Consider the following 20081-nt stretch of genomic DNA (forward strand, 5'->3'; position numbering starts at 1 on the left):
TATTTTTTCAGTTACAAATTGATTAAAATTTATTTGCTTAACTTGTTAACAAATGGTTAAAATACATCATGTGGCATTTGTTTTAAGTATCAATTATCATTTTCTTTTTATAATTTTAAGATAAAACTACCAATTGTGATAAATAAACGGCTTTTAATTAAAAACTTGTTAGCGCATCATGCCGAGAATAGCTTCTTTGATAAGAAGCAACAGCTAAACTTACACACTTTAGAAGGAAAAGCCAAATTTTTAAAGAATGTTTGTTCACTTTCTAATTCAAATCCGTTCAATTTATCATTTATTTTGGTTGGAATTGAAGATGAAAAAAGCCTTATTGTGGGAACCGACTTTTACGATGACAGCCATATTCAGAATTTAATTAATGCTTATTTAGAAAATCCGCCGCAAATTCAATATGAAAATGTAATTTTTCCACATTTAGAAAACGGTATGGTGGTGGGCTTGGTGAGTATTTTTCCCAAAAAAGGAAAATGTTTTTTTAAAAAGCGCATTTATACGATCTACGAAGAAGCGTCTTTTTCGCGCATTGGCAGTATATCGCATCCGGAATATCTTCCGCCTAAAATAAACAACAGTGAAATTGTTGATAGTATCTTAAAAGTTTCGGTCACCAATTTAAAAAATACTATTGATAGCGTGTTGTATTTTATGACTCAAACACATCCGGATATGAAACCAAAGTACCAAGTTTTTAAAGAATATTTCACGGTGTGCTGGGCGGGAGTTGAAAAAGTTAAGAAAGGCGAAACCTATCTTTCTAGAGTTGATATTGAATTAATTAATGAACAGGTTAAGATTTTTTATTCGGCATTGGATGAAGTTTCCATTAGCTATACTGAAAATGAATTTGTGATAACAGAATATGTGAAAATTGGATTCCGTAAAAACAACCGCTACATTCCTTTTAGCGTGCAGAAAATTATTTTTAGCGATTCAATGACCTATCAAATTACATCGGAAATCATCTTTAAAACGCCCGAAATTGATAAACGCCATTTGTATCATCTATACAATTATTACACATCCATCTTAAATAAATTAAAAAACAACAAACGCTTACATACAATTGAGCAAAACGATTTGCAAAATCTTTGTTATTCGTTTATGTTGTGTTATCTTCACGGTTTTAATAATGCCAAAGAGGTGCTTATCACTCACAAAAGCGTATTTAAAAACAGTAAATACTCTTTTTTGTATGCCTCTTTTAAAGAAGTAATGCGCATTTTGCGTAAGCTAAAATACGAAACCCAAAATGAGTAACACATTTGTAATTGGCGATATACACGGTGGCTTAAAAGCATTGCAACAGGTTTTAAACCGTGCAAATGTCACTACCAATGATAAGTTGATTTTTTTAGGCGATTATGTGGATGGATGGAGCGAAACACCCGCTGTTTTAGATTTTTTGATGGATTTATCGGCAACGTATTCGTGTGTTTTTATGCAAGGAAATCACGAGGAAATGCTGCTGAAATGGTTAAAAAAAGAAGACGACAACGAATTGTGGCGTTTTCATGGTGGCGAAGCTACCGTTCAGGCCTATCAAAATATTTCGTTGCGGGTTATTGAAAAACACATCGCATTTTTGCAGCAATTAAAGGAATATTATATCGATGACCAAAACAGGCTGTTTATACATGCCGGTTTTACCCATTTGAAAGGCGTTACATTTGAATACTTTAGAGGAATGTTTTGGTGGGATCGCACGCTTTGGGAAACAGCCATGGCAGTTGATGGTAATTTAAGCCCGAACAATCTGCGCTATCCACAACGTTTAAGGCTATACAAAGAAATATTTGTGGGGCACACACCCGTGATTCGCTTTGGGGCATCGGCTCCCATGAATTTTGCAAATGTGTGGAACGTGGATACAGGCGCAGCATTTACCGGAAAACTGTCTATTTTGAATGTGGATACCAAAGCATATTGGCAAAGCGATGCCCTGACCGATTTATATCCCAATGAAAAAGGAAGAAATTAATGCCGAATTTGTTATCTTTGCCAGAAATATTATGATTATGAAAAGATTAGCATTAGCAGTTTGTGCTTTGGGTAGTACGCTAGGCGTGCAAGCACAAGCTTTAAACGAAGTAGAATTAAACATTTTTAATACCATTGTAAATCAATCAGTTGAAATTGGATACGAACATTTTATTGATCAAGATCAGTCAATCGGTGCCGATTTATTGATTAACGATCGTTTTTCTTACTACGGACAAAACAAAAAAGAAGGAAAGTTTAAACAATTCAACACCAATGCGATTGCTGTAAATTATAGTTTTTATTTTGGTGGAAAAGAAGGTGAGCACGCATCGGGCTTTTATGCACAACCGTTTTTAAAATACCGTTTTGGTGATTACGAACACGATGTGGAAATTGCACAAGGAGTTTATCAAAGACAAACCGTTGACATGAATTCGTTGATTATTGGTGTAGGTGGCGGATACAAATTGGTTAAAAACGATGCCTTTACAGTAGCACCATTTGTAAACATTGGTAGAAACTTTAAGCAAGAAGTTGCCGATGAGTTTATGGGCGTTGAATTGAACGCAGGTATCAATATTGGTTACCGATTTTAGTAATGAAAATGGATAAAAAAAAAGCTGTTTTTCCAATGAAAAACAGCTTTTTTGTTTTTGATTTGTAAAGCTTAAAAATAGATGAGGCTGTCCAAAAAGGCAGTCTTTTTTTATGCGGCTAATTTTTGATAGTGAAAATTGTGGTGATTATTTTTAGTTGAAGAAAATTCTTGATGCTTAAAAATGAAAATTTCAATTTCAAAAATCATTTTTGAACCTCTTTTTGCGGTTTTTACAACAATTTTCTTAGAAGTCGCTTCTTTGGCCACCATTTTTCTAAAATTATGCCCAAGAGCCATCAGTAGAAACTCTAATTCTACTTTTTCTAAGCCTTTGAATGTAAATCTGTTAAATTTATTATTGCTTTTGAGTTGACCAAAGACAGCTTCTACTTCTATCGGGCGTTTGCTTCGGTGTTTTAAACCTTCTTCGCTCGTTAATAAATTTCTCGCTCTTTCTTTAAGCTCATTCAAACGGTGGATTGACTTCTATTCTGCGATTACTTTTGCATTGAAACATTCCCTCGAAGCGGACAATTGTTGCAGTTTTTAGCTTGATAATAAGACACTTGCGATTCGTACCCGTTGCTCGATATTCGTTTGCCTTTGCCAACATTTTCCATTCGTTGACCCATCGGACAAACGTAAAAATCTTGTTCTTGGTTATAGAATAAATTCTGAACCAAAAACGGATTGTTTTCCATCTTCTTTTTCTGTTCTGCATGAAAATAATTATACTTCACATTACGCTGTAACGTTTTATTTTCAAGCATTTCGTAATTCTCCTCACTTCCGTATCCTGCATCGGCAACCACTTCTTTGCTTTGTTTTCCGTAGAGATTTTCAAAACCATCGAGATGCGATTCCAAAGTCGTGGTATCCCCGGTTTTTGATGGATGGAAACGTGGGTAATAAACTGATTTTCAGTTGAAATCTGCGTATTATAAGCCGGTTTAAGCTGTCCGTTTTTCATGTGATCTTCCTTCATCCGCATAAAAGTAGCGTCGGGGTCGGTTTTGCTGTAAGAATTCCTATCGCCTAAAGTTTCTAGGTCTTTTTCGTATTTTTCTAATTTTGGAAGATGCTCATCTGAAGTTTTTTGTAGCTCTTTTGCCTGTTTTTTGTAGGTTCTTTTTAGTTTTTTGTTCAATTCAGATAACTTCTCTTTTAGTTCTTCGGAATTGATTTTTTTGGGCAGTTCTTCCTTGTTAAGTTCTTGATTATCTGATTGAATACTGTTTTCAATATCTGAAAGAATCGTATTGATTTTAACTTCTAATTTTTCTTTGTACTTTTCCACAGAACCCCGCCAAACGAAGGTGTATTTATTGGATTTTGCCTCTATTTTTGTGCCGTCAATATACTGAACATCAAGGCTGATGTAGCCCAATTCTACCAGCATTTTCACCACTTCGGCAAACAAATCTTTGATTTTCTCCTTCAAAATTTTCCCTCTAAATTCGTTGATGGTTCTAAAATTTGGTAGAATTTCCCGAAATGTACATAAAATGGATGTTTTCGGTAAGGGCTTTGGCGATTTTTCTACACGAATAAACGTTGGACAAATAGCTGTAAAACAACACTTTAATCATCATTCTCGGATGATATGCAGAGCAACCTCCGCCTAAGTAAAGATTTGTAATATCGCTGATATCCAATTGATTAACCACCGAATCCACCAACCGAACGGGGTGGTCTTCTGGAATCAAATCAAAAATATTGATAGGGAAAAGTTCTGGAGAGTTGCCTGTTTGATTTTTAAATGTTACCTTAGCCACAGTTGGGTTTTTTGTTCAACTCTAAAATACGAATTTTTTAGAGAAAACACAACTAAAAAAGGGCTGCCCAAACTTTTTGGACAGCCTCTTTTTTTCTATCGTTGCTGCAACTTAGCTTCCATGCTCATTGTGGCATGTGGAACCAATTTAAGACGCTCTTTTTCGATTAATTTACCGGTTACACGGCAAATTCCGTAAGTTTTGTTTTCAATGCGCACCAAAGCATTTCGCAAATCGCGTAAAAACTTTTCTTGGCGGGTAGCCAATTGCGAATTTGCTTCTTTAGACAAGGTTTCGCTGCCTTCTTCAAACGCTTTAAATGTAGGCGATGTATCATCGGTACCATTGTTTAAATCGTTCATATAAGCACTTTTAATTAAATCTAAATCGGCTTGTGCTTTTTCTATCTTTTTAAGGATGATTTCTTTGAACTCTGCTAATTCAGCATCTGAGTATCGAACTTGTACGTTTTCCTTTTCCATAACTAATTCATTTATTTTGAAACACTAATTTTGGTTACTATATCATCAAATTCAATTTCTATACCATTTATCAAATCATCAGTAAATTCAAGCGTTTCGGTTAAGGTTTCGGCTTTAATATACGCTATATTTGCATGAACGGCTTCTTGTACTGCTGCGTTGGGCAGCATTTTTATTGTTACTTTATCGGTTACTTCAAACCCAGAATCTTTACGGATATTCTGAATTCTGTTTACCAATTCGCGTGCAATTCCTTCTTTCTTCAATTCATCGGTTAAGGTAATATCCAAAGCCACTGTAATTCCGTTTGCATTTGCTACCAACCAACCTTCAATATCTTGTGAAGAAATCTCTACGTCTTCGTTTGTTAATTTAACAACATTTCCTGATATTTCCAAAGAAATTTCGTTGTTTTTCTCTATGTCATTAATTTGCTCTTGCGTAAAATTCTGAATCGCTTTTGCTACATTTCCCATTTCTTTTCCAAATCGTGGTCCCAATGCCTTGAAGTTTGGTTTGATTTGTTTCACCAAAATCCCTGATGCATCATTGAGCAATTCTATCTCTTTTACGTTTACTTCTGCCATGATTAAATCGGCAACTGCTTCTATTTCTGCCTTTTGATTTTCATCTAAAACAGGAATCATTACTTTTTGCAACGGCTGGCGCACTTTTATCATTTCTTTCTTTCGCAATGATAATACTAAAGATGATACAATTTGTGCCTTTTCCATTTTACTTTCTAACGATTTATCAACAAACGATGCATCGAACGAAGGAAAATCGGCCAAATGTACAGATTCAAATGATTCTTTTGCAGTTGCTTGTGTTAAATCTTTGTAAAGCCTGTCCATAAAAAACGGAGCGATTGGTGCTGATAGTTTTGCAACTGTAGTTAAACACGTATATAATGTTTGATAAGCGGCAATTTTATCTTGTGCATATTCGCCTTTCCAGAAGCGGCGGCGGCATAAACGCACATACCAGTTACTCAAGTTTTCTTGAACAAAATCGGATATGGCGCGTGCAGCTTTTGTTGGTTCGTAATCGGCATAGGCTTCGTCAACGGTTTTTATCAAGCTGTTTAGTTCCGATAAAATCCAACGGTCGATTTCTGGTCGATCTGCCAAAGGAACTTCATCTTCGCTATAAGTAAATCCATCAATATTTGCATACAAAGCAAAAAACGAGTAGGTGTTGTACAACGTTCCGAAGAATTTACGACGCACTTCTGTAATTCCGTCTAAATCAAACTTCAAATTGTCCCACGGATTGGCATTCATAATCATGTACCAGCGCGTAGCATCTGGTCCGTGATCTTCAATGGTTTGGAAAGGATCAATAGTGTTGCCTTTACTTTTAGACATTTTTACACCGTTTTTATCTAAAACCAAACCGTTCGATACAACATTTTTATAGGCTTTTTCACCAAAAACCAAGGTGCCAATTGCGTGTAAGGTGTAAAACCAACCGCGCGTTTGATCAACCCCTTCTGCAATAAAATCGGCAGGGAAATTTTGGTGATTGTCGATGTATTCTTTATTTTCAAACGGATAATGCCATTGCGCATAAGGCATAGAACCAGAATCGAACCAAACATCAATTAAATCTGTTTCGCGCTTCATTGGTTTGCCCGATGGAGAAATTAGCGTGATGCCATCCACCACATTTTTATGTAAGTCGATTTTATCATAGTTTTCTTCGCTCATATCGCCCACCATAAAACCATCGAACGGATTTTCTGTTTGAACGCCCGCTGCGATTGCTTTTTCTATCTCGGCAACCAATTCTTCTACCGAACCTATGATTAACTCTTCGGTTTTATCTTCGGTTCGCCAAATTGGCAACGGAATGCCCCAATAACGCGAGCGTGATAAATTCCAGTCGTTGGCATTTTTCAGCCAGTTTCCAAAACGCCCTTCGCCTGTTGCTTTAGGTTTCCAGTTGATTTCTTCGTTTAAATCGAACATTTTATCTTTCACTTCGGTCACCTTAACAAACCAAGAATCTAATGGATAATACAAAATTGGTTTATCGGTTCTCCAACAATGTGGATAACTGTGCACATATTTTTCTACCTTAAAGGCTTTGTTTTCTTCTTTTAAACGGATGGCAATTTCCACATCGACCGATTTTTCAGGTGCATCGCCGTCGTTGTAATATTCGTTTTTCACATATTTGCCAGCCATATCGCCCATTTGAGGAACAAAACGTCCTTGCAAATCTACCAATGGCACCGGGTTTCCGGCATCGTCTAAAACCAACATGGGCGGCACTTCTGGAGTTGCTTCTTTGGCAACCTTGGCATCGTCTGCACCAAAAGTAGGTGCCGTGTGCACAATACCCGTTCCGTCTTCAGTGGTTACGAAATCGCCTGCAATCACTCGGAATGCATTTTCAGGGTTTTGATACGGCAAGGTATAAGGCAATAACTGCTCATAACGAATACCCACTAAATCAATTCCTTTAAATTCTTTAACAATGAAATACGGGATTTTTTTATCGTTTGCGTTATAATCTGCTAATTCCGCTTCGGTTTCAACAGCTACAAATTTTCCTGCAAACTGCTTTGTAACTAAAGGTTTTCCTAAAATCACATTTATGGGCTGGTTGGTGTATTGGTTGAATGTTTTTACCAACACATAATCGATTTTTGGCCCCACAGTTAATGCAGTGTTACTTGGCAAAGTCCACGGAGTTGTGGTCCAAGCCATGATATCAATTGGTCCAAAGCCTTTTAAGAAATCGGGCAATGAATTTTCGATGGTTTTAAACTGTGCAACAATAGTAGTATCGGTCACATCGCGGTATGATCCCGGCTGACTCACCTCATGCGACGACAAGCCTGTACCTGCTTTTGGCGAATAAGGTTGAATGGTGTAACCTTTGTACAGCAAATCTTTGTTGTAAATTTGCTTTAACAACCACCAAACGGTTTCCATATATTTGGGTTTGTAGGTAATGTACGGATCGTTCATATCTACCCAGTAACCCATTTTTTCGGTAAGATCGTTCCACAAATCGGTGTAGCGCATCACGGTACGTTTACACGCCTCGTTATACTCTTCAACCGATATTTTTGTTCCGATATCTTCTTTGGTAATACCCAATTCTTTTTCAGTGCCTAATTCAACAGGCAAACCATGTGTATCCCAACCCGCTTTACGCTTAACTTGAAACCCTTTTTGAGTTTTGTATCGGCAAAAAATATCTTTAATAGCACGAGCCATCACGTGGTGAATACCAGGTTTTCCGTTTGCAGAAGGCGGACCTTCGAAAAACACAAAAGGCTGGTTGCCTTCGCGAGAAGTAACCGATTTATCAAAGATGGATTGATCTTTCCAATACTGCAACATTTCGCTTGCTACGGTGGGTAAATCTAATCCTTTATACTCTGTGAATTTGGTGCTCATGATACTGTTTTTAAATTCAATGTGCGAATTTAAGGAATTTAGGTTAAATAGTAGTATTTAATTTAGTTACGATTTATAAGCTTTGCCAAAGTTTGGAACTTTGGCAAAGCGATTTTGGATAATTAAATCAAGTAAAAAAGCAATCCAGTTATTGAATTGCTTTTAAAAGATATATTTTGTTTGTTTAGTTTTTTACGAATTTCTGCGTACTCCCTGCAATGCGTAATATGTATGAACCTTTTTGTAACGTGCTCACATTAATTTGTGCTTGGGTAATATTGTTTAAAGATCCTTTTAAAACTTCGCGCCCCATTAAATCGTAAACAGAATAGGGTTTATTTACTGCTTCAGGAAATGTTAGGTTTAACACATCGTTTGTTGGATTTGGAAACATGGAAAATTCAATTTTCTCTTGGTCTTTCACAGCTAAAGGATTTAATGCAAAACGATAGACCGTGTTTGGTGCGGGCAAAGCGTTTAGGTTTGTAGGGTTAGATGTGGGGTTTGTAACTTCAGTGTAAGTTGGACTTGTGATAGTTCCATCAATAAAACCGCCTTTTACATTATTACTATCTTCATACGAAAGAAATATATAAGAAACGCCTTCATCGTTTAAAGAGGCAACATTTGTTACGTTGTGATTTCCATAGCGGTATTCTATACTTTTATCTGCTTCGTAAAACCAAATTTGATAATTTAAAAATAAATTAGTGGTGCCAGTAGCATCAAACTCCATCTCTAATCCGGCATTTTTCACTTCCATTTTTAAAATACGATTTCCTGAAGTCCCTTCAACTTTATATGAAATGGGCGATACACCGTTACCTATACCAGATACGTTACGATCCATTATATAGGCATAAGCTGGAAATAATTCGCTATATAAATTAGCATTTGTTGAACTTTCGAGATAAAAGTAATCGTCCTCAAAATTAATTGTATTATAGGTTTGTCCGAAAATATCTATATTAAAAGGACTTGCAATAGGTCCAAAAAAATCAAAATCCCAGATAGTATTATTTGTTAAACTTGTAGCTCCTGTAAGGTCTGTATAAGTAGCAGTGCTTTTTGTAAAAGTATAATAGTTTTGTGCACTTACCGTTAATGTGGTTAACAACAAGCTTGCTAATAAAGTAATTTTTTTCATTTTCCTAAATATTTTAATTAATTATTCGGTATAAATATATAGAATGTTTTTACAATTAAAACAGCTTTTTACTATTTAACAAATTGTTAGCGAGTGTGATAAGTTGATTTATTATCATACAAGACGAATAATAGCAATACAATATACGTTACCAATACAAAAAAATATATCTTATTAAAAAAATGCAACAGGGATATTGTTGATTTTATAACGTTTTACTATAGTATATAAAATATTTTTATATTTTTAAAAAAAATGTCAGTATATTGTTTTTTTTTGTTTATTTGCATGAAATTTATAAAAATCTAGTTGGCATTTTATGTTACTAGTACTAACAACAGCATTTCCTGACAGACCAATAGACAGAGTATTAGACTATACAATAAAACAATTAGAATCATCGTTTATGGTTCAACCAATTGGAATGGTTGGCGCGATAATATAAAAAACCAACACACTAATGCTACATCTGGCAATGTAGATGAATTGTTTGCTAATTGGAATTAATTAGAATGTCATGAAAAATTTTTTTTTATTCTTAATATTAATTACTTTAATTAGTAGTTGTTGTACTAATAAAGATACCATTACTTACAATTTTACTACTGAAGAAAAAGCTTTTCTTCCTTATCAAGCACAAACTGTTATAAAATGGCAAAATAATAATGGAGACACTTTTAGCGGAACTACTTCTGATAAAACGGTTTCAGTAAAAGAAATATCAGATTATGACTGTAAAAGCTTTGAAAGTGAAGAAATAAATATTTTTGTTACTATTAATAATGAACATTATAGTATTTCATTCGAAAAGAGAGGTCCAAATAATATAAATTTGAATATTTCGCAAAGCGTAAATGGAATACCTAAACGCGGTTTTGGAGTTGATGTGAGTCATTTTGGTTTCACAACTATTGAATTCAATAACGAAACATTCAATGATGCTATAAAACTTACAGCTTATGGAGATGAGGATGTTTATCTTGGCACATTAATCTATAGCAAAACCAACGGTATCGAATTTATATTGTTTGAAGACGGCACTTGGTACAAACGTGTAGAGTAAAAGCTTAAACAACTCTGTCAAAGTTTTGAACTTTGACAGAGTTTAAAAATACAATTAGAATCATCGTTTATGGTTCAACCAATTGGAATGGTTGGCGCGATAATATAAAAAATCAGCATACTAATGCTACATCTGTTAATTTAGATGAATTATTTAATAACTGGTAGATATTATGAAAAAGGGATTATTTTTACTATTACTAACCGTGATTGCAGTTGGTTGCAAATGCGAAGAAACATTAACTGTTTATTCTTTAACTGAAGACGAAAAAGCTTTAGTACCTTACCAATTAAACCAAACTGTAAAGTGGATAGATCATAACAATAATATCCACAATGGATTATTATCAAAAATTACAGAAAATTTCGATGAAGGAGGAGGCAGAGGCGAGGATTGTAGCAGAGTCCAGTATAACCGATTAATTTCTTATATACAGTTTAATAATTTTAAGTATGAAATTTTATTTGAAAAGAGAAACCCAACAGAGATTAACTTAGTTATACAAGAATATATTGATAATACAATAACAAGGTCTTTTATACGTGGTATAAAATTAGATAGTTTTACCACCATAGAATTTAATGGAGAAGCATACGAAAATGCCGCATTGCTAAAGCAAAGTGTTTTAGATGGTGAAGCTTTCGGTCATTTGGTTTACTCCAAAACCAACGGTATCGAATTTATATTGTTTGAAGACGGCACTTGGTACAAACGTGTAGAGTAAAAGCTTAAACAACTCTGTCAAAGTTTTGAACTTTGACAGAGTTAAAAACATAAACCAAAAAATCCCGAGCATTGCCCGGGATTTTTGGTTTTATATAGTATTTATTCGGTTAAAAACGATAACCGATACCGATTGATGCGCGGATTCCAGCCCAAGGACCGTCTAGTTTTGCTTTGGCACCAGAATCGTTTACTTCGTAATCAAAATCAACCACCGGAATATCTAAATCGCTTAAAGATTTGCGAATAGCATCTTGCTCACTTTGATTCAACGATCTTTTACCTTCTAATGTTCCTTTTGCCGAACCAAAGTGTGGTCCCATGATCATCCAATCTAAATAAAAATCTTTGTACACGCGCCATTGTGCGCCAATAGCAAATCCGCCTGAAAAAGCTTTAACCTCTCCATTTACCATAATATTTTCTTCTTTACCTTCGTAATCATAGTTTACAGGTAAATCTACGTTATATTTTCCGTAGCGAACAAAAGGTGCAATATAAAAACCTTTGTATCCTTCTTTGCCTAAATAAAAACGAATTTCAGGTGTTACAGAAAAACTAGAGATGCTTATTTGTTTTAATTGCGCACTTGTTGTTTGGTCATCTACAAACGATTCCACAGAGCTTGAAAAAGGCAATCCTTTAGAAGGCATCACATTTACTGTTGCACCCACTGTGGTTTTTGGAGTAATTAAACGTTCGTATTGTAAGGAAATATTTCCGGCAGTAAGCGCTAAAAGATTCAGCTTTACCATGTTTTTGTTTTCAATTTCTGGCTTTTGCTCTTCTACAGGCTGTTCTTGTGCCATGCCCAACTGTGCTGCAAAAAGAAACACAGCTGCTAAGATTGTTTTTTTCATGTTTTCTAAAATTTTGGCAAAAGTACTTTTATTTTTTAGATATAGAAATATTTTTATTTCAATACCTGTTGATTTAAAGCGATTTACTATGTTTGTGCTATAAAAAAAAGATTCTTTTTTTCAGAAAAAAACACAACTGTTTTTGTTGCTTAATTCTTTTGCGAAAGTTATTCTTCTAAACTTAATTCGCCACAGATAGGTGTTTGAAAAGCTTTTGAAAATGCTGGTGCCGATAAATTTTGTGGCAGCAACACCATGAGTTTTGTAATAGCCGCTTCGGTAGTGATATCGTACCCCGAAATGACACCAATTTGTTTTAAAGCCGTTCCTGTTTCGTATTTGCCCATATCCACACTACCACCCCAACATTGCGTTACATTTACAATTTTAATGCCGCGCTGAATGGCTTTTTGCAAGCAATTAATAAACCAAAACGGTGTGGGTGCATTTCCAGAACCAAAGGTTTCTAACACAATTGCTTTTAAATGAGGAATGTTTAAAACAGCTTCTAAAACACTTTGAGTGATGCCTGGAAAAATTTTAAGGATAAAAACATCGTCATTTAATTCTTTTTGAATCGTTAATTGGTTCGATTCGTAAAAATCGTCTAATAAATGTTCATTGACTTTTAAATGAACGCCACTTTCTGCCAAATGCGGTAAATTGGGCGATGTAAAGGCATTGAAATGTTCGGCTGAAATTTTGGTGGTTCTGTTTCCGCGATACAGCTTGTATTCAAAATACAAACCAACTTCTTTTATAACAGGAATTTTATCTTGATGCAGCGAAGCAATTTGTATGGCGGTAATTAAATTCTCTTTGGCATCGGTACGCAAATCGCCAATGGGCAGTTGCGACCCAGTTAATATCACTGGTTTTGAAAGGTTTCTCAGCATAAAACTCAATGCCGATGCGGTATATGACATGGTATCTGATCCATGCAAAACCACAAAACCATCAAAATCTTGGTAGTTTTTTTCAATAACCTCAGCAATGGTGATCCAATGCTCGGGGTTCATGTCTGAAGAATCAATCGGATCTTCAAACGAATAGGTATCAATGGTGCAATCTAATAACTGTAATTCGGGAATGCGTTCTAAAAGCTGGTTAAAATTAAAAGCTTTTAAAGCACCGGTTTCAAAATCTTTTACCATACCAATGGTTCCGCCCGTATAAATTAAAAGAATGGCTTGTTTATGCATGGCTTAGTTTTAATTTGTTTACAACAGGGTTGGCATACATTTCTAAAAAAGTATCTACCATTGGTTCGTTGCATTTATCAACTTTAAGCTCTAGGCGACGCAAAAAAAGTTGTTTTTCTTTTTCGGTATATTCGTTTGCAAAACGGTTGGTATCGTTCAATAAATCATAAGCAATATAATTAGTGGGCCACAATTTATAGTTGGCAATAATTTGCTCGTCGATTACTTTCGATAACATTTGGATTTGCTTGTTCACGTTGGTTGTTTCGTTTTTAATAACGTCTAAATCCGTATCTAACACATCGCCAATATGCAGATGGATACGTTTTTTTTGCCCCACAACGCCACTCATTAAATTTAAAAAATCTTCGTTTTTGTCTTTAATATACAATTCGTCTGCCATTTTTGCCATTAGTTGCGGCATTTTTAGCTTATCGGTAGGGTCGTATTCATAAGAAATAGAAACGGGAACAATACGCAATTTTTTAAAGTAATCCATCATCGATTCCTCATTACACGCCATTCCAATCATTTTTAAAACGCCTTGATGGGTGGCATCGTTGCCGTCTTTGGTGCGGCCTTCGCGCTGTGCAATCCAAACCGAGCGGTTGTCTTCTTTGAGCAAATGATACATATATTCCGACAACAACTTGCTGCTTTCTAACAGTTCTCGAGGCGAAAGTCCGCGTTTTACGATAAAATTGCGGTTTAGTTTTGCTAAATCCATAAACAACTGCTTCTGAACCAAATTATCGCCAACTGCCGAACCTGTCATGATTTTTCCGTGTTCCATTAACAAAATATTTAAGAAACTGGTGTCAAGCAAAATGTCGCGGTGGTTGGATATAAAAAGATACGATGTGTGGTCGTCTAGCTTATCAAACCCCGAACTTGAAAGTCCTTCAGAGGTGTTTTTTAAAACTTGCTGCAAGGTATGATAAATGATTTTCGACTGAAAATCGCGAATGCTGTGTATGTTGTTTAACAGGTTTTGAACCTGTTCTTCTGAATATTCTGGAAATGTATAATCTATCAACGATTTTAGCATCGGATGATGGGCGATATTTTGAAGCACTTTTTGCACTTCCTCATCGTGGTAAAAACGTATCGAATCGAATTTAGACATAGTTTGAATTTATTTTCGTAACTGAAACAAATATACTTCCAATTTACAATTTAAAAATGTTTAATGCGTTTTTTGTTGTTTGATTTGCAATTTCTTCTACTGATAGATTGTAAATAGCTGCTAATTTTTGGGCAACCAATGCCACATAGCTGCTTTCGTTGCGCTTGCCGCGATAGGGTGCCGGTGCTAAATAAGGCGAATCGGTTTCTAAAACGATATGTTCTAGCGGAATTTGATTTAAATATTGATCTATTTTTCCGTTTTTAAAAGTTGCAACGCCACCAATTCCCAGTTTCATGTTCAAATTTAAGGCGCGTTCTGCTTGTTTAAAATCGCCCGTAAAACAATGGAAAATTCCAAATAAATCGTTGCTTTTCTCTTGATCTAATACTTCAAAAACTTCATCAAACGCATCACGACAATGGATATTTATTGGCAAACTGAGCTTCTTTGCCCACTGAATTTGGGTTTGAAAAGCCTGTTGCTGAATTTTTAGGGTAGATTGATCCCAATATAGATCCACACCAATTTCGCCCACGGCAACATAGGTTCCTTTTGCTAATTCTTGTTCAACAAAAGCCAATTCTTCTTCAAAAGTTTCAGGTTTTACGTAGCAGGGATGCAAGCCCATCATTAAATGAACGTTTTGCGGATATTGCTGTTGTATTTGTTGCATACCATTATAATAAGAAGCATCGATCGCCGGAACAAAAAAATGTTTTACACCAGCTGCAAGTGCGCGTTCCATCATTTCGGTGCGGTCGTTTTCAAATTCTTCACTATACAAATGGGTGTGTGTATCAATTAAAATCATTTTGTATTTTTTAATTTTCTTTCTTACCACAAAGAATGCCTAGATTTTTCTAACTAAACTATCACTGTTTTAGATAAATTCTATGTGGTTAAATTATATCTACCTATTTTTGCTTTTCAACAGATATTAAATTAATGAACGATCTTGTAACTGTATTAGAACAGCAAAATTATTTTAGCATTCCGTTTCGCATTCGCAAATCCAATCACTTGTATGTTCAAGCAAAAATAAACCGCATTAAAGGCTTGTTTTTGATTGATACAGGTGCATCGAACACGTGTATCGATTCCAACGAAAAAGATTTTTTTAAGTTGTTGTCAAAAGCACATAAAGCCAAGGCTTCGGGTGCGGGCTCAAACGATATGCATGCCGAAATTTCTACCAACAACACCATACAATTAGGCAAATGGAAAAAAAACGGCATCGACTTAATTTTGCTGGATCTTACGCATGTAAATTTTGCTTTAACCCAATACAAATTGCCCAAAGTGCACGGAATTATTGGCAGCGATTTGCTTAAAAGCACCGGAGCCATTATTCATTATCCCGAACAATTACTTTTTATTAAGTGATTGTTTTTGCCATTCGGTAGCAACGGTTTCTAATTCGGCATACCAGCTTTCGCCATATTTACGGATTAGAGGTTCTTTTAAAAATTTATAAACAGGCACCTCTAATTCTTTACCCAATGCGCAAGCATCGTCGCAAATATGCCAACGATTGTAATTTACTGCTGAAAACTGTGAATATTCTTTAATACGAATAGGGTATAAATGACACGAAATGGGTTTTTTCCATGTAATCAATCCTTCGTTATAAGCCTGTTCAATGCCACACAAAGCGGTTTTTCCATCAAAAATCACATAAGCACACTCTTTATTGTCAATGAGCGGGGTTTCCAAATCGCCATCCTCGCCTACTATCCAGGTACCTTTTTCCTCTATTACTGCAATACCTTTTGCACGCAGATAAGGTTTAATAACAGGGTATATTTCCTCTAAAATAGCTGTTTCGTCTTTATCTAAAGGGGCACCTGCATCGCCATCCACACAACATTGTCCTTTACAAGCTGTTAGGTTACAAACAAATTCTTTTTCAAGAACATCGTCTGATACTATTGTTTTTCCAATCTGAAACATAAATCAATTCATTTGCAAGTGCAAAGTTACAATTATTTAATAGTTTCTAGATGTTACCAAAAAGGTAAAAATTATCATTTGAAACATTCGTTGTTTTTGGTTGATAATAAATACCTTTGCAAAAAATTGAAAAGGCTATGGAAATTAATTTTAAAGAGATTTTTACTGCAGGTATGATTATTTTTGCAGTGATTGATATTTTGGGGTCTATCCCGATTATTGTGGATCTGCGTTCGCGTGTAGGAAAGATTCAATCCGAAAAAGCATCTATTGTGGCTGCTTGTATCATGATTGCCTTTTTGTTTGTGGGAGAAAGCATTTTAACATTAATAGGAATTGATGTAAATTCGTTTGCTGTTGCCGGTGCTTTTGTTTTGTTTTTTCTTGCCTTAGAAATGATTTTGGGCATACGATTGTACCGCGATGAAGAGCCAAAAACAGCCTCTATCGTTCCATTGGCATTTCCTTTAATTGCCGGCCCAGGAATCATGACCACTCTTTTGGCGTTGCGTGCTGAATATCAAACAATAAACATTGTATTTGCGGTGGTGTTAAACATAATTGTGGTCTATGTGGTTTTGAAGCTTTCCGGACAAATAGAGCGGTTGATTGGCGCAAATGGTTTAGGAGTAATTCGCAAAGTATTTGGGGTGGTTTTATTGGCAATTGCTGTTAAATTATTCGCTACTAATGTTAAAGGCTTGTTTATCTAATTAATTATTTTGTACTTTCGTTTTCTATTCAACAAAATAAATCAATAATGAAATACGTTACATACATAGTTATAGCTATTGCTATTGCTTTGATTGTATTAAACATTACAAAATTAGATTTTAACAACTTGTTTCAAGGCGAAAGTGTTGTTGCATTAATTTGTATTATTGCCATTTTGTGTGCGGTAATTTTGCTGCTTATTTTTAATACTTCGAAGGCAATCGACAACAAAAACAAATAAAATGTTTGACTGTTTAATAATTGGCGGCGGCGTTTCGGGGGTTTCGTGTGCCTTGGTTTTAGGTTCTGCCCGTAAGAAAGCGTTTGTGGCCGATAAAAAAATAGGCATTATTGCACATCAAAAATCATCAATGTTGCAAGATGCTTTGTTCAACAATGCGTATGGACTTGCCCCAGGAACTTTAGGGAGCGATTTACTACACCAAACTTTAAATAACTTAAGCTTTTTGTACCCCGAAATTGTGCAAATTGGCAATGAAAAAGTGGTTTCCATTATAAAACAAGGCGCTCATTTTTTGGTTACTACCAATGAAAATATCTATGAAACCAAACTTATAGTGGTAGCAATTAACTCTAGCAATCCTTTCACAATTGATGGATTTCTGCAAAATTATGTGATTTCTCATCAAAAATCCTTACCACAAAAAAACCGTTTACAATTGCAAAATACCGACCATTTAGTAATGGAAAATGTATATGTTGCCGGCACCTTGGCAGGTCATCGCAGCCAACTCGCAATTGCTGCCGGAAGTGGTGCCGCAGTTGCAACCGATATTCTAACCCTCTGGAACAACGGCGTTGAAACACATGCGCATGATAGTGTGAAAAAAGCATAACTAATACAATGCACAAGCTGTCTTTTTAAAGGCAGCTTTTTGTTTTACAATAAATTAACCAATGTATGATACAATTTACTAAATTTGCACCTTTATTATAATTCGGTATGATTTATTCAATGACAGGTTTTGGTAAAGCATCGGTGCAATTGCCATTAAAGAAAATTACGGTAGAAATTAAATCATTAAATTCCAAGAATTTAGATTTAAACGTGCGTTTGCCTCAACCTTATAGAGAAAAAGAGTTAGAAATTCGCAATCAAATAGCACAACAATTAGAACGTGGCAAGGTAGAATGTTCGGTTTATATCGAAGTTACCGGTGAAGAAACATCGTCCACTATAAATGCGCCTATTGTAAAAGCATATATTGCCCAAATGAAAAGCATTATTCCTGATGCAGATGCAACCGAATTAATGAAAATGGCCGTTCGTATGCCCGATGCCTTAAAAGTAGAACGCTGCGAATTGGATGAACAAGAGTGGAAAGAAATTGAAAAAGTGTTGCACCAAGCCATAAAAAACATCAACGAATTTCGCCAACAAGAAGGAGAAAAGTTAGGAAACGATTTTGCGCAACGAATAGAAAATATTAGAACTGCGATGCATGAGGTGGCATCGTATGAAGAAGAGCGCATCACCAACGTGAAAGAACGTTTGCAACAAAATTTAAAAGAATTAGAAGTAGCTGTTGATGAAAGCCGTTACGCACAAGAAATCATCTATTATATTGAAAAGTTAGATATTAACGAAGAAAAAGTGCGTTTAACCAATCATTTAGATTATTTTGTAGAAACCATGAATGCCAAAGAGCATGCCGGACGAAAATTAGGCTTTATTGCTCAAGAAATGGGGCGCGAAATCAATACCATGGGATCCAAATCAAATCATGCCGAAATGCAAAAATTGGTAGTGAAAATGAAAGACGAATTAGAAAAAATCAAAGAACAGGTTTTAAACATTCTTTAAAAACGTATAAATGACTGCACAACAAGGAAAATTGATTGTTTTTTCGGCACCATCTGGTTCTGGTAAAACAACCATTGTAAAACATTTGCTTACACAACCTCAATTGCATTTAGATTTTTCTATATCGGCAACCTCTCGTTATATGCGCAATGGCGAGATAAACGGTAAAGATTATTACTTTATTTCGGCCGAAGATTTTCAACAAAAAATCAAAGAAAATGCTTTTGTTGAATTTGAAGAAGTATATAAAGATAACTATTACGGCACGCTAAAAACAGAAATTGAACGTATTTGGGCAGAAGGCAAACACGTTATTTTTGATATTGATGTGGTGGGTGGTTTAAACATTAAACAGCAATACCCCAACCAAACATTAGCAGTTTTTGTAAGTCCGCCATCAGTCGAAGAATTGGAACGCCGTTTGCGTTTTCGCCAAACCGAAACCGATGAAAAAATTGCCATGCGATTAGAAAAAGCCGAACGAGAAATTTCTCGTGCGCCCGAATTCGACGTTATTTTAAAAAATCACGACCTAGAAACAGCAAAAAAAGAAGCTTGCCAGTTGGTTTTAAACTTCATAAATAAGTAAAAAATGAAAGTAGGTTTGTATTTCGGCACATTCAACCCTATCCACGTGGGGCATTTAATCATTGCCAATCATCTGGCCGAAAACAGCGATTTAGATCAGGTGTGGATGGTTGTAACACCGCACAATCCATTAAAGAAAAAAGCCGGATTATTGCCTGATTATCATCGTTTGCAAATGGTGCATTTGGCTACGGAAGGATACGATAAAATAGTTCCAAGCGATATAGAATTTAAGCTGCCACAGCCTAATTACACCGTAAACACGCTGGCACATTTGCATGAAAAATTTCCCAACCATGTTTTTTCATTGATAATGGGTGAGGATAATTTAAAGTCGCTTAAAAAATGGAAAAATTTTGAATTGATTTTAAACGATTATGAGTTGTATGTATATCCAAGAATTTCAGCTGATAAGGTGCCCGATGAATGGATGAATTTGGAGAATATCCACAAAATAGATGCTCCTATAATCGAGTTGTCGTCCACATTTATTCGTCAAAGCATCAAAGAACAAAAAAATATCAAACCAATGATTGATCACAAAGTTTGGGAATATATTGACCACAATTTATTTTACAAGAAATAATTAAAAAGTGTATCTTTAAAAA

General features: G+C 35.3%; 21 protein-coding genes and 1 pseudogene. 13 read left to right on the forward strand and 9 right to left on the reverse strand.

Annotated features, from left to right (window positions below; genetic code table 11):
- The first annotated feature begins 135 nt into the window (after positions 1-135).
- Genes NPX36_RS05420 through NPX36_RS05430 form a run of 3 tightly spaced genes read left to right on the forward strand, consistent with a single transcriptional unit; the run spans position 136 to position 2600 of the window.
- Entirely contained in the window at positions 136-1281 is a 1146-nt protein-coding gene (locus tag NPX36_RS05420) for a DUF5929 domain-containing protein (protein ID WP_257500398.1), read from the forward strand.
- Entirely contained in the window at positions 1274-2002 is a 729-nt protein-coding gene (locus tag NPX36_RS05425; RefSeq protein ID WP_257500399.1) for a metallophosphoesterase, read from the forward strand. Before NPX36_RS05420 ends, NPX36_RS05425 begins: the two co-directional genes overlap by 8 nt.
- Positions 2003-2039: 37 nt before the next feature.
- On the forward strand, positions 2040-2600 hold the full coding sequence (locus NPX36_RS05430; protein ID WP_257500400.1) for an autotransporter outer membrane beta-barrel domain-containing protein: 561 nt from the start codon (positions 2040-2042) through the stop codon (positions 2598-2600).
- Positions 2601-2806: 206 nt separating this feature from the next.
- On the opposite strand, the pseudogene NPX36_RS05435 reads toward NPX36_RS05430, so the two are convergent.
- From NPX36_RS05435 to NPX36_RS05450, 4 genes and pseudogenes are all read right to left on the reverse strand, one after another.
- Positions 2807-4377 (reverse strand): annotated as a pseudogene (locus tag NPX36_RS05435) (IS1182 family transposase); the annotation flags it as partial.
- 95 nt (positions 4378-4472) lie between these two features.
- Positions 4473-4859 (reverse strand): TraR/DksA family transcriptional regulator, encoded by a 387-nt coding sequence (locus NPX36_RS05440; protein ID WP_257500401.1) that lies wholly within the window; start codon positions 4857-4859, stop codon positions 4473-4475.
- Positions 4860-4870: 11 nt separating this feature from the next.
- Positions 4871-8272 carry an isoleucine--tRNA ligase gene (gene ileS, locus NPX36_RS05445; RefSeq protein WP_257500402.1) on the reverse strand — a complete coding sequence of 1134 codons (3402 nt, stop codon included), beginning with the start codon at positions 8270-8272 and terminating at the stop codon, positions 4871-4873.
- Positions 8273-8456: 184 nt separating this feature from the next.
- Entirely contained in the window at positions 8457-9419 is a 963-nt protein-coding gene (locus tag NPX36_RS05450; RefSeq protein ID WP_257500403.1) for a T9SS type A sorting domain-containing protein, read from the reverse strand.
- A gap of 319 nt (positions 9420-9738) precedes the next feature.
- Here NPX36_RS05450 and NPX36_RS05455 point away from each other — a divergent pair, with 319 nt between their 5' ends.
- The 3 genes from NPX36_RS05455 (at position 9739) to NPX36_RS05465 (ending at position 11206) form a co-directional block, all read left to right on the forward strand.
- On the forward strand, positions 9739-9864 hold the full coding sequence (locus NPX36_RS05455) for a hypothetical protein (RefSeq protein WP_257500404.1): 126 nt from the start codon (positions 9739-9741) through the stop codon (positions 9862-9864).
- Positions 9865-9936: 72 nt separating this feature from the next.
- Positions 9937-10482 carry a hypothetical protein gene (locus NPX36_RS05460; RefSeq protein ID WP_257500405.1) on the forward strand — a complete coding sequence of 182 codons (546 nt, stop codon included), beginning with the start codon at positions 9937-9939 and terminating at the stop codon, positions 10480-10482.
- Between the two features lie 172 nt (positions 10483-10654).
- Positions 10655-11206, forward strand: a complete 552-nt coding sequence (locus tag NPX36_RS05465) for a hypothetical protein (protein ID WP_257500406.1) — start codon at positions 10655-10657, stop codon at positions 11204-11206.
- 109 nt (positions 11207-11315) lie between these two features.
- Here NPX36_RS05465 and NPX36_RS05470 read toward each other — a convergent pair whose 3' ends face one another.
- The 4 genes from NPX36_RS05470 to NPX36_RS05485 all read right to left on the reverse strand — a co-directional run bounded on the left by NPX36_RS05470 (position 11316) and on the right by NPX36_RS05485 (position 15207).
- Entirely contained in the window at positions 11316-12065 is a 750-nt protein-coding gene (locus tag NPX36_RS05470) for a DUF3575 domain-containing protein (RefSeq protein WP_257500407.1), read from the reverse strand.
- A gap of 167 nt (positions 12066-12232) precedes the next feature.
- Positions 12233-13267 carry an asparaginase gene (locus tag NPX36_RS05475; protein WP_257500408.1) on the reverse strand — a complete coding sequence of 345 codons (1035 nt, stop codon included), beginning with the start codon at positions 13265-13267 and terminating at the stop codon, positions 12233-12235.
- Complete coding sequence (locus NPX36_RS05480) at positions 13260-14393, reverse strand: lysophospholipid acyltransferase family protein (protein ID WP_257500409.1); 1134 nt, start codon at positions 14391-14393, stop codon at positions 13260-13262. Before NPX36_RS05480 ends, NPX36_RS05475 begins: the two co-directional genes overlap by 8 nt.
- Before the next feature lie 43 nt (positions 14394-14436).
- Complete coding sequence (locus tag NPX36_RS05485; RefSeq protein WP_257500410.1) at positions 14437-15207, reverse strand: TatD family hydrolase; 771 nt, start codon at positions 15205-15207, stop codon at positions 14437-14439.
- Positions 15208-15341: 134 nt separating this feature from the next.
- On the opposite strand from NPX36_RS05485, the gene NPX36_RS05490 reads away from it, so the two are divergent.
- Positions 15342-15779: a retropepsin-like aspartic protease gene (locus NPX36_RS05490; RefSeq protein WP_257500411.1), complete on the forward strand. Its 438-nt coding sequence runs from the start codon at positions 15342-15344 to the stop codon at positions 15777-15779.
- On the opposite strand, the gene NPX36_RS05495 is transcribed toward NPX36_RS05490, so the two are convergent.
- Positions 15762-16346, reverse strand: coding sequence for a DUF3109 family protein (locus NPX36_RS05495; RefSeq protein ID WP_257500412.1), 585 nt, complete (start codon positions 16344-16346; stop codon positions 15762-15764). The two genes, NPX36_RS05490 and NPX36_RS05495, sit on opposite strands and share 18 nt — an antisense overlap.
- 137 nt (positions 16347-16483) lie before the next feature.
- On the opposite strand from NPX36_RS05495, the gene NPX36_RS05500 reads away from it, so the two are divergent.
- The 6 genes from NPX36_RS05500 to nadD all read left to right on the forward strand — a co-directional run bounded on the left by NPX36_RS05500 (position 16484) and on the right by nadD (position 20059).
- A complete protein-coding gene (locus NPX36_RS05500; protein WP_257500413.1) occupies positions 16484-17059 on the forward strand; it encodes a MarC family protein in 576 nt (191 codons plus the stop codon).
- A gap of 47 nt (positions 17060-17106) precedes the next feature.
- Positions 17107-17301 (forward strand): hypothetical protein, encoded by a 195-nt coding sequence (locus NPX36_RS05505; protein WP_091520752.1) that lies wholly within the window; start codon positions 17107-17109, stop codon positions 17299-17301.
- Between the two features lies 1 nt (position 17302).
- Complete coding sequence (locus NPX36_RS05510; protein WP_257500414.1) at positions 17303-17917, forward strand: NAD(P)/FAD-dependent oxidoreductase; 615 nt, start codon at positions 17303-17305, stop codon at positions 17915-17917.
- Positions 17918-18036: 119 nt separating this feature from the next.
- A complete protein-coding gene (locus tag NPX36_RS05515) occupies positions 18037-18885 on the forward strand; it encodes a YicC/YloC family endoribonuclease (protein WP_257500727.1) in 849 nt (282 codons plus the stop codon).
- Positions 18886-18895: 10 nt separating this feature from the next.
- Entirely contained in the window at positions 18896-19474 is a 579-nt protein-coding gene (gene gmk, locus NPX36_RS05520; protein ID WP_257500415.1) for a guanylate kinase, read from the forward strand.
- 3 nt (positions 19475-19477) lie between these two features.
- On the forward strand, positions 19478-20059 hold the full coding sequence (gene nadD, locus NPX36_RS05525; RefSeq protein ID WP_257500416.1) for a nicotinate (nicotinamide) nucleotide adenylyltransferase: 582 nt from the start codon (positions 19478-19480) through the stop codon (positions 20057-20059).
- The last annotated feature ends 22 nt before the right edge of the window (positions 20060-20081 follow it).

It is taken from the genome of Paenimyroides aestuarii, from assembly GCF_024628805.1.
GTDB lineage: Bacteria > Bacteroidota > Bacteroidia > Flavobacteriales > Flavobacteriaceae > Flavobacterium > Flavobacterium aestuarii_A.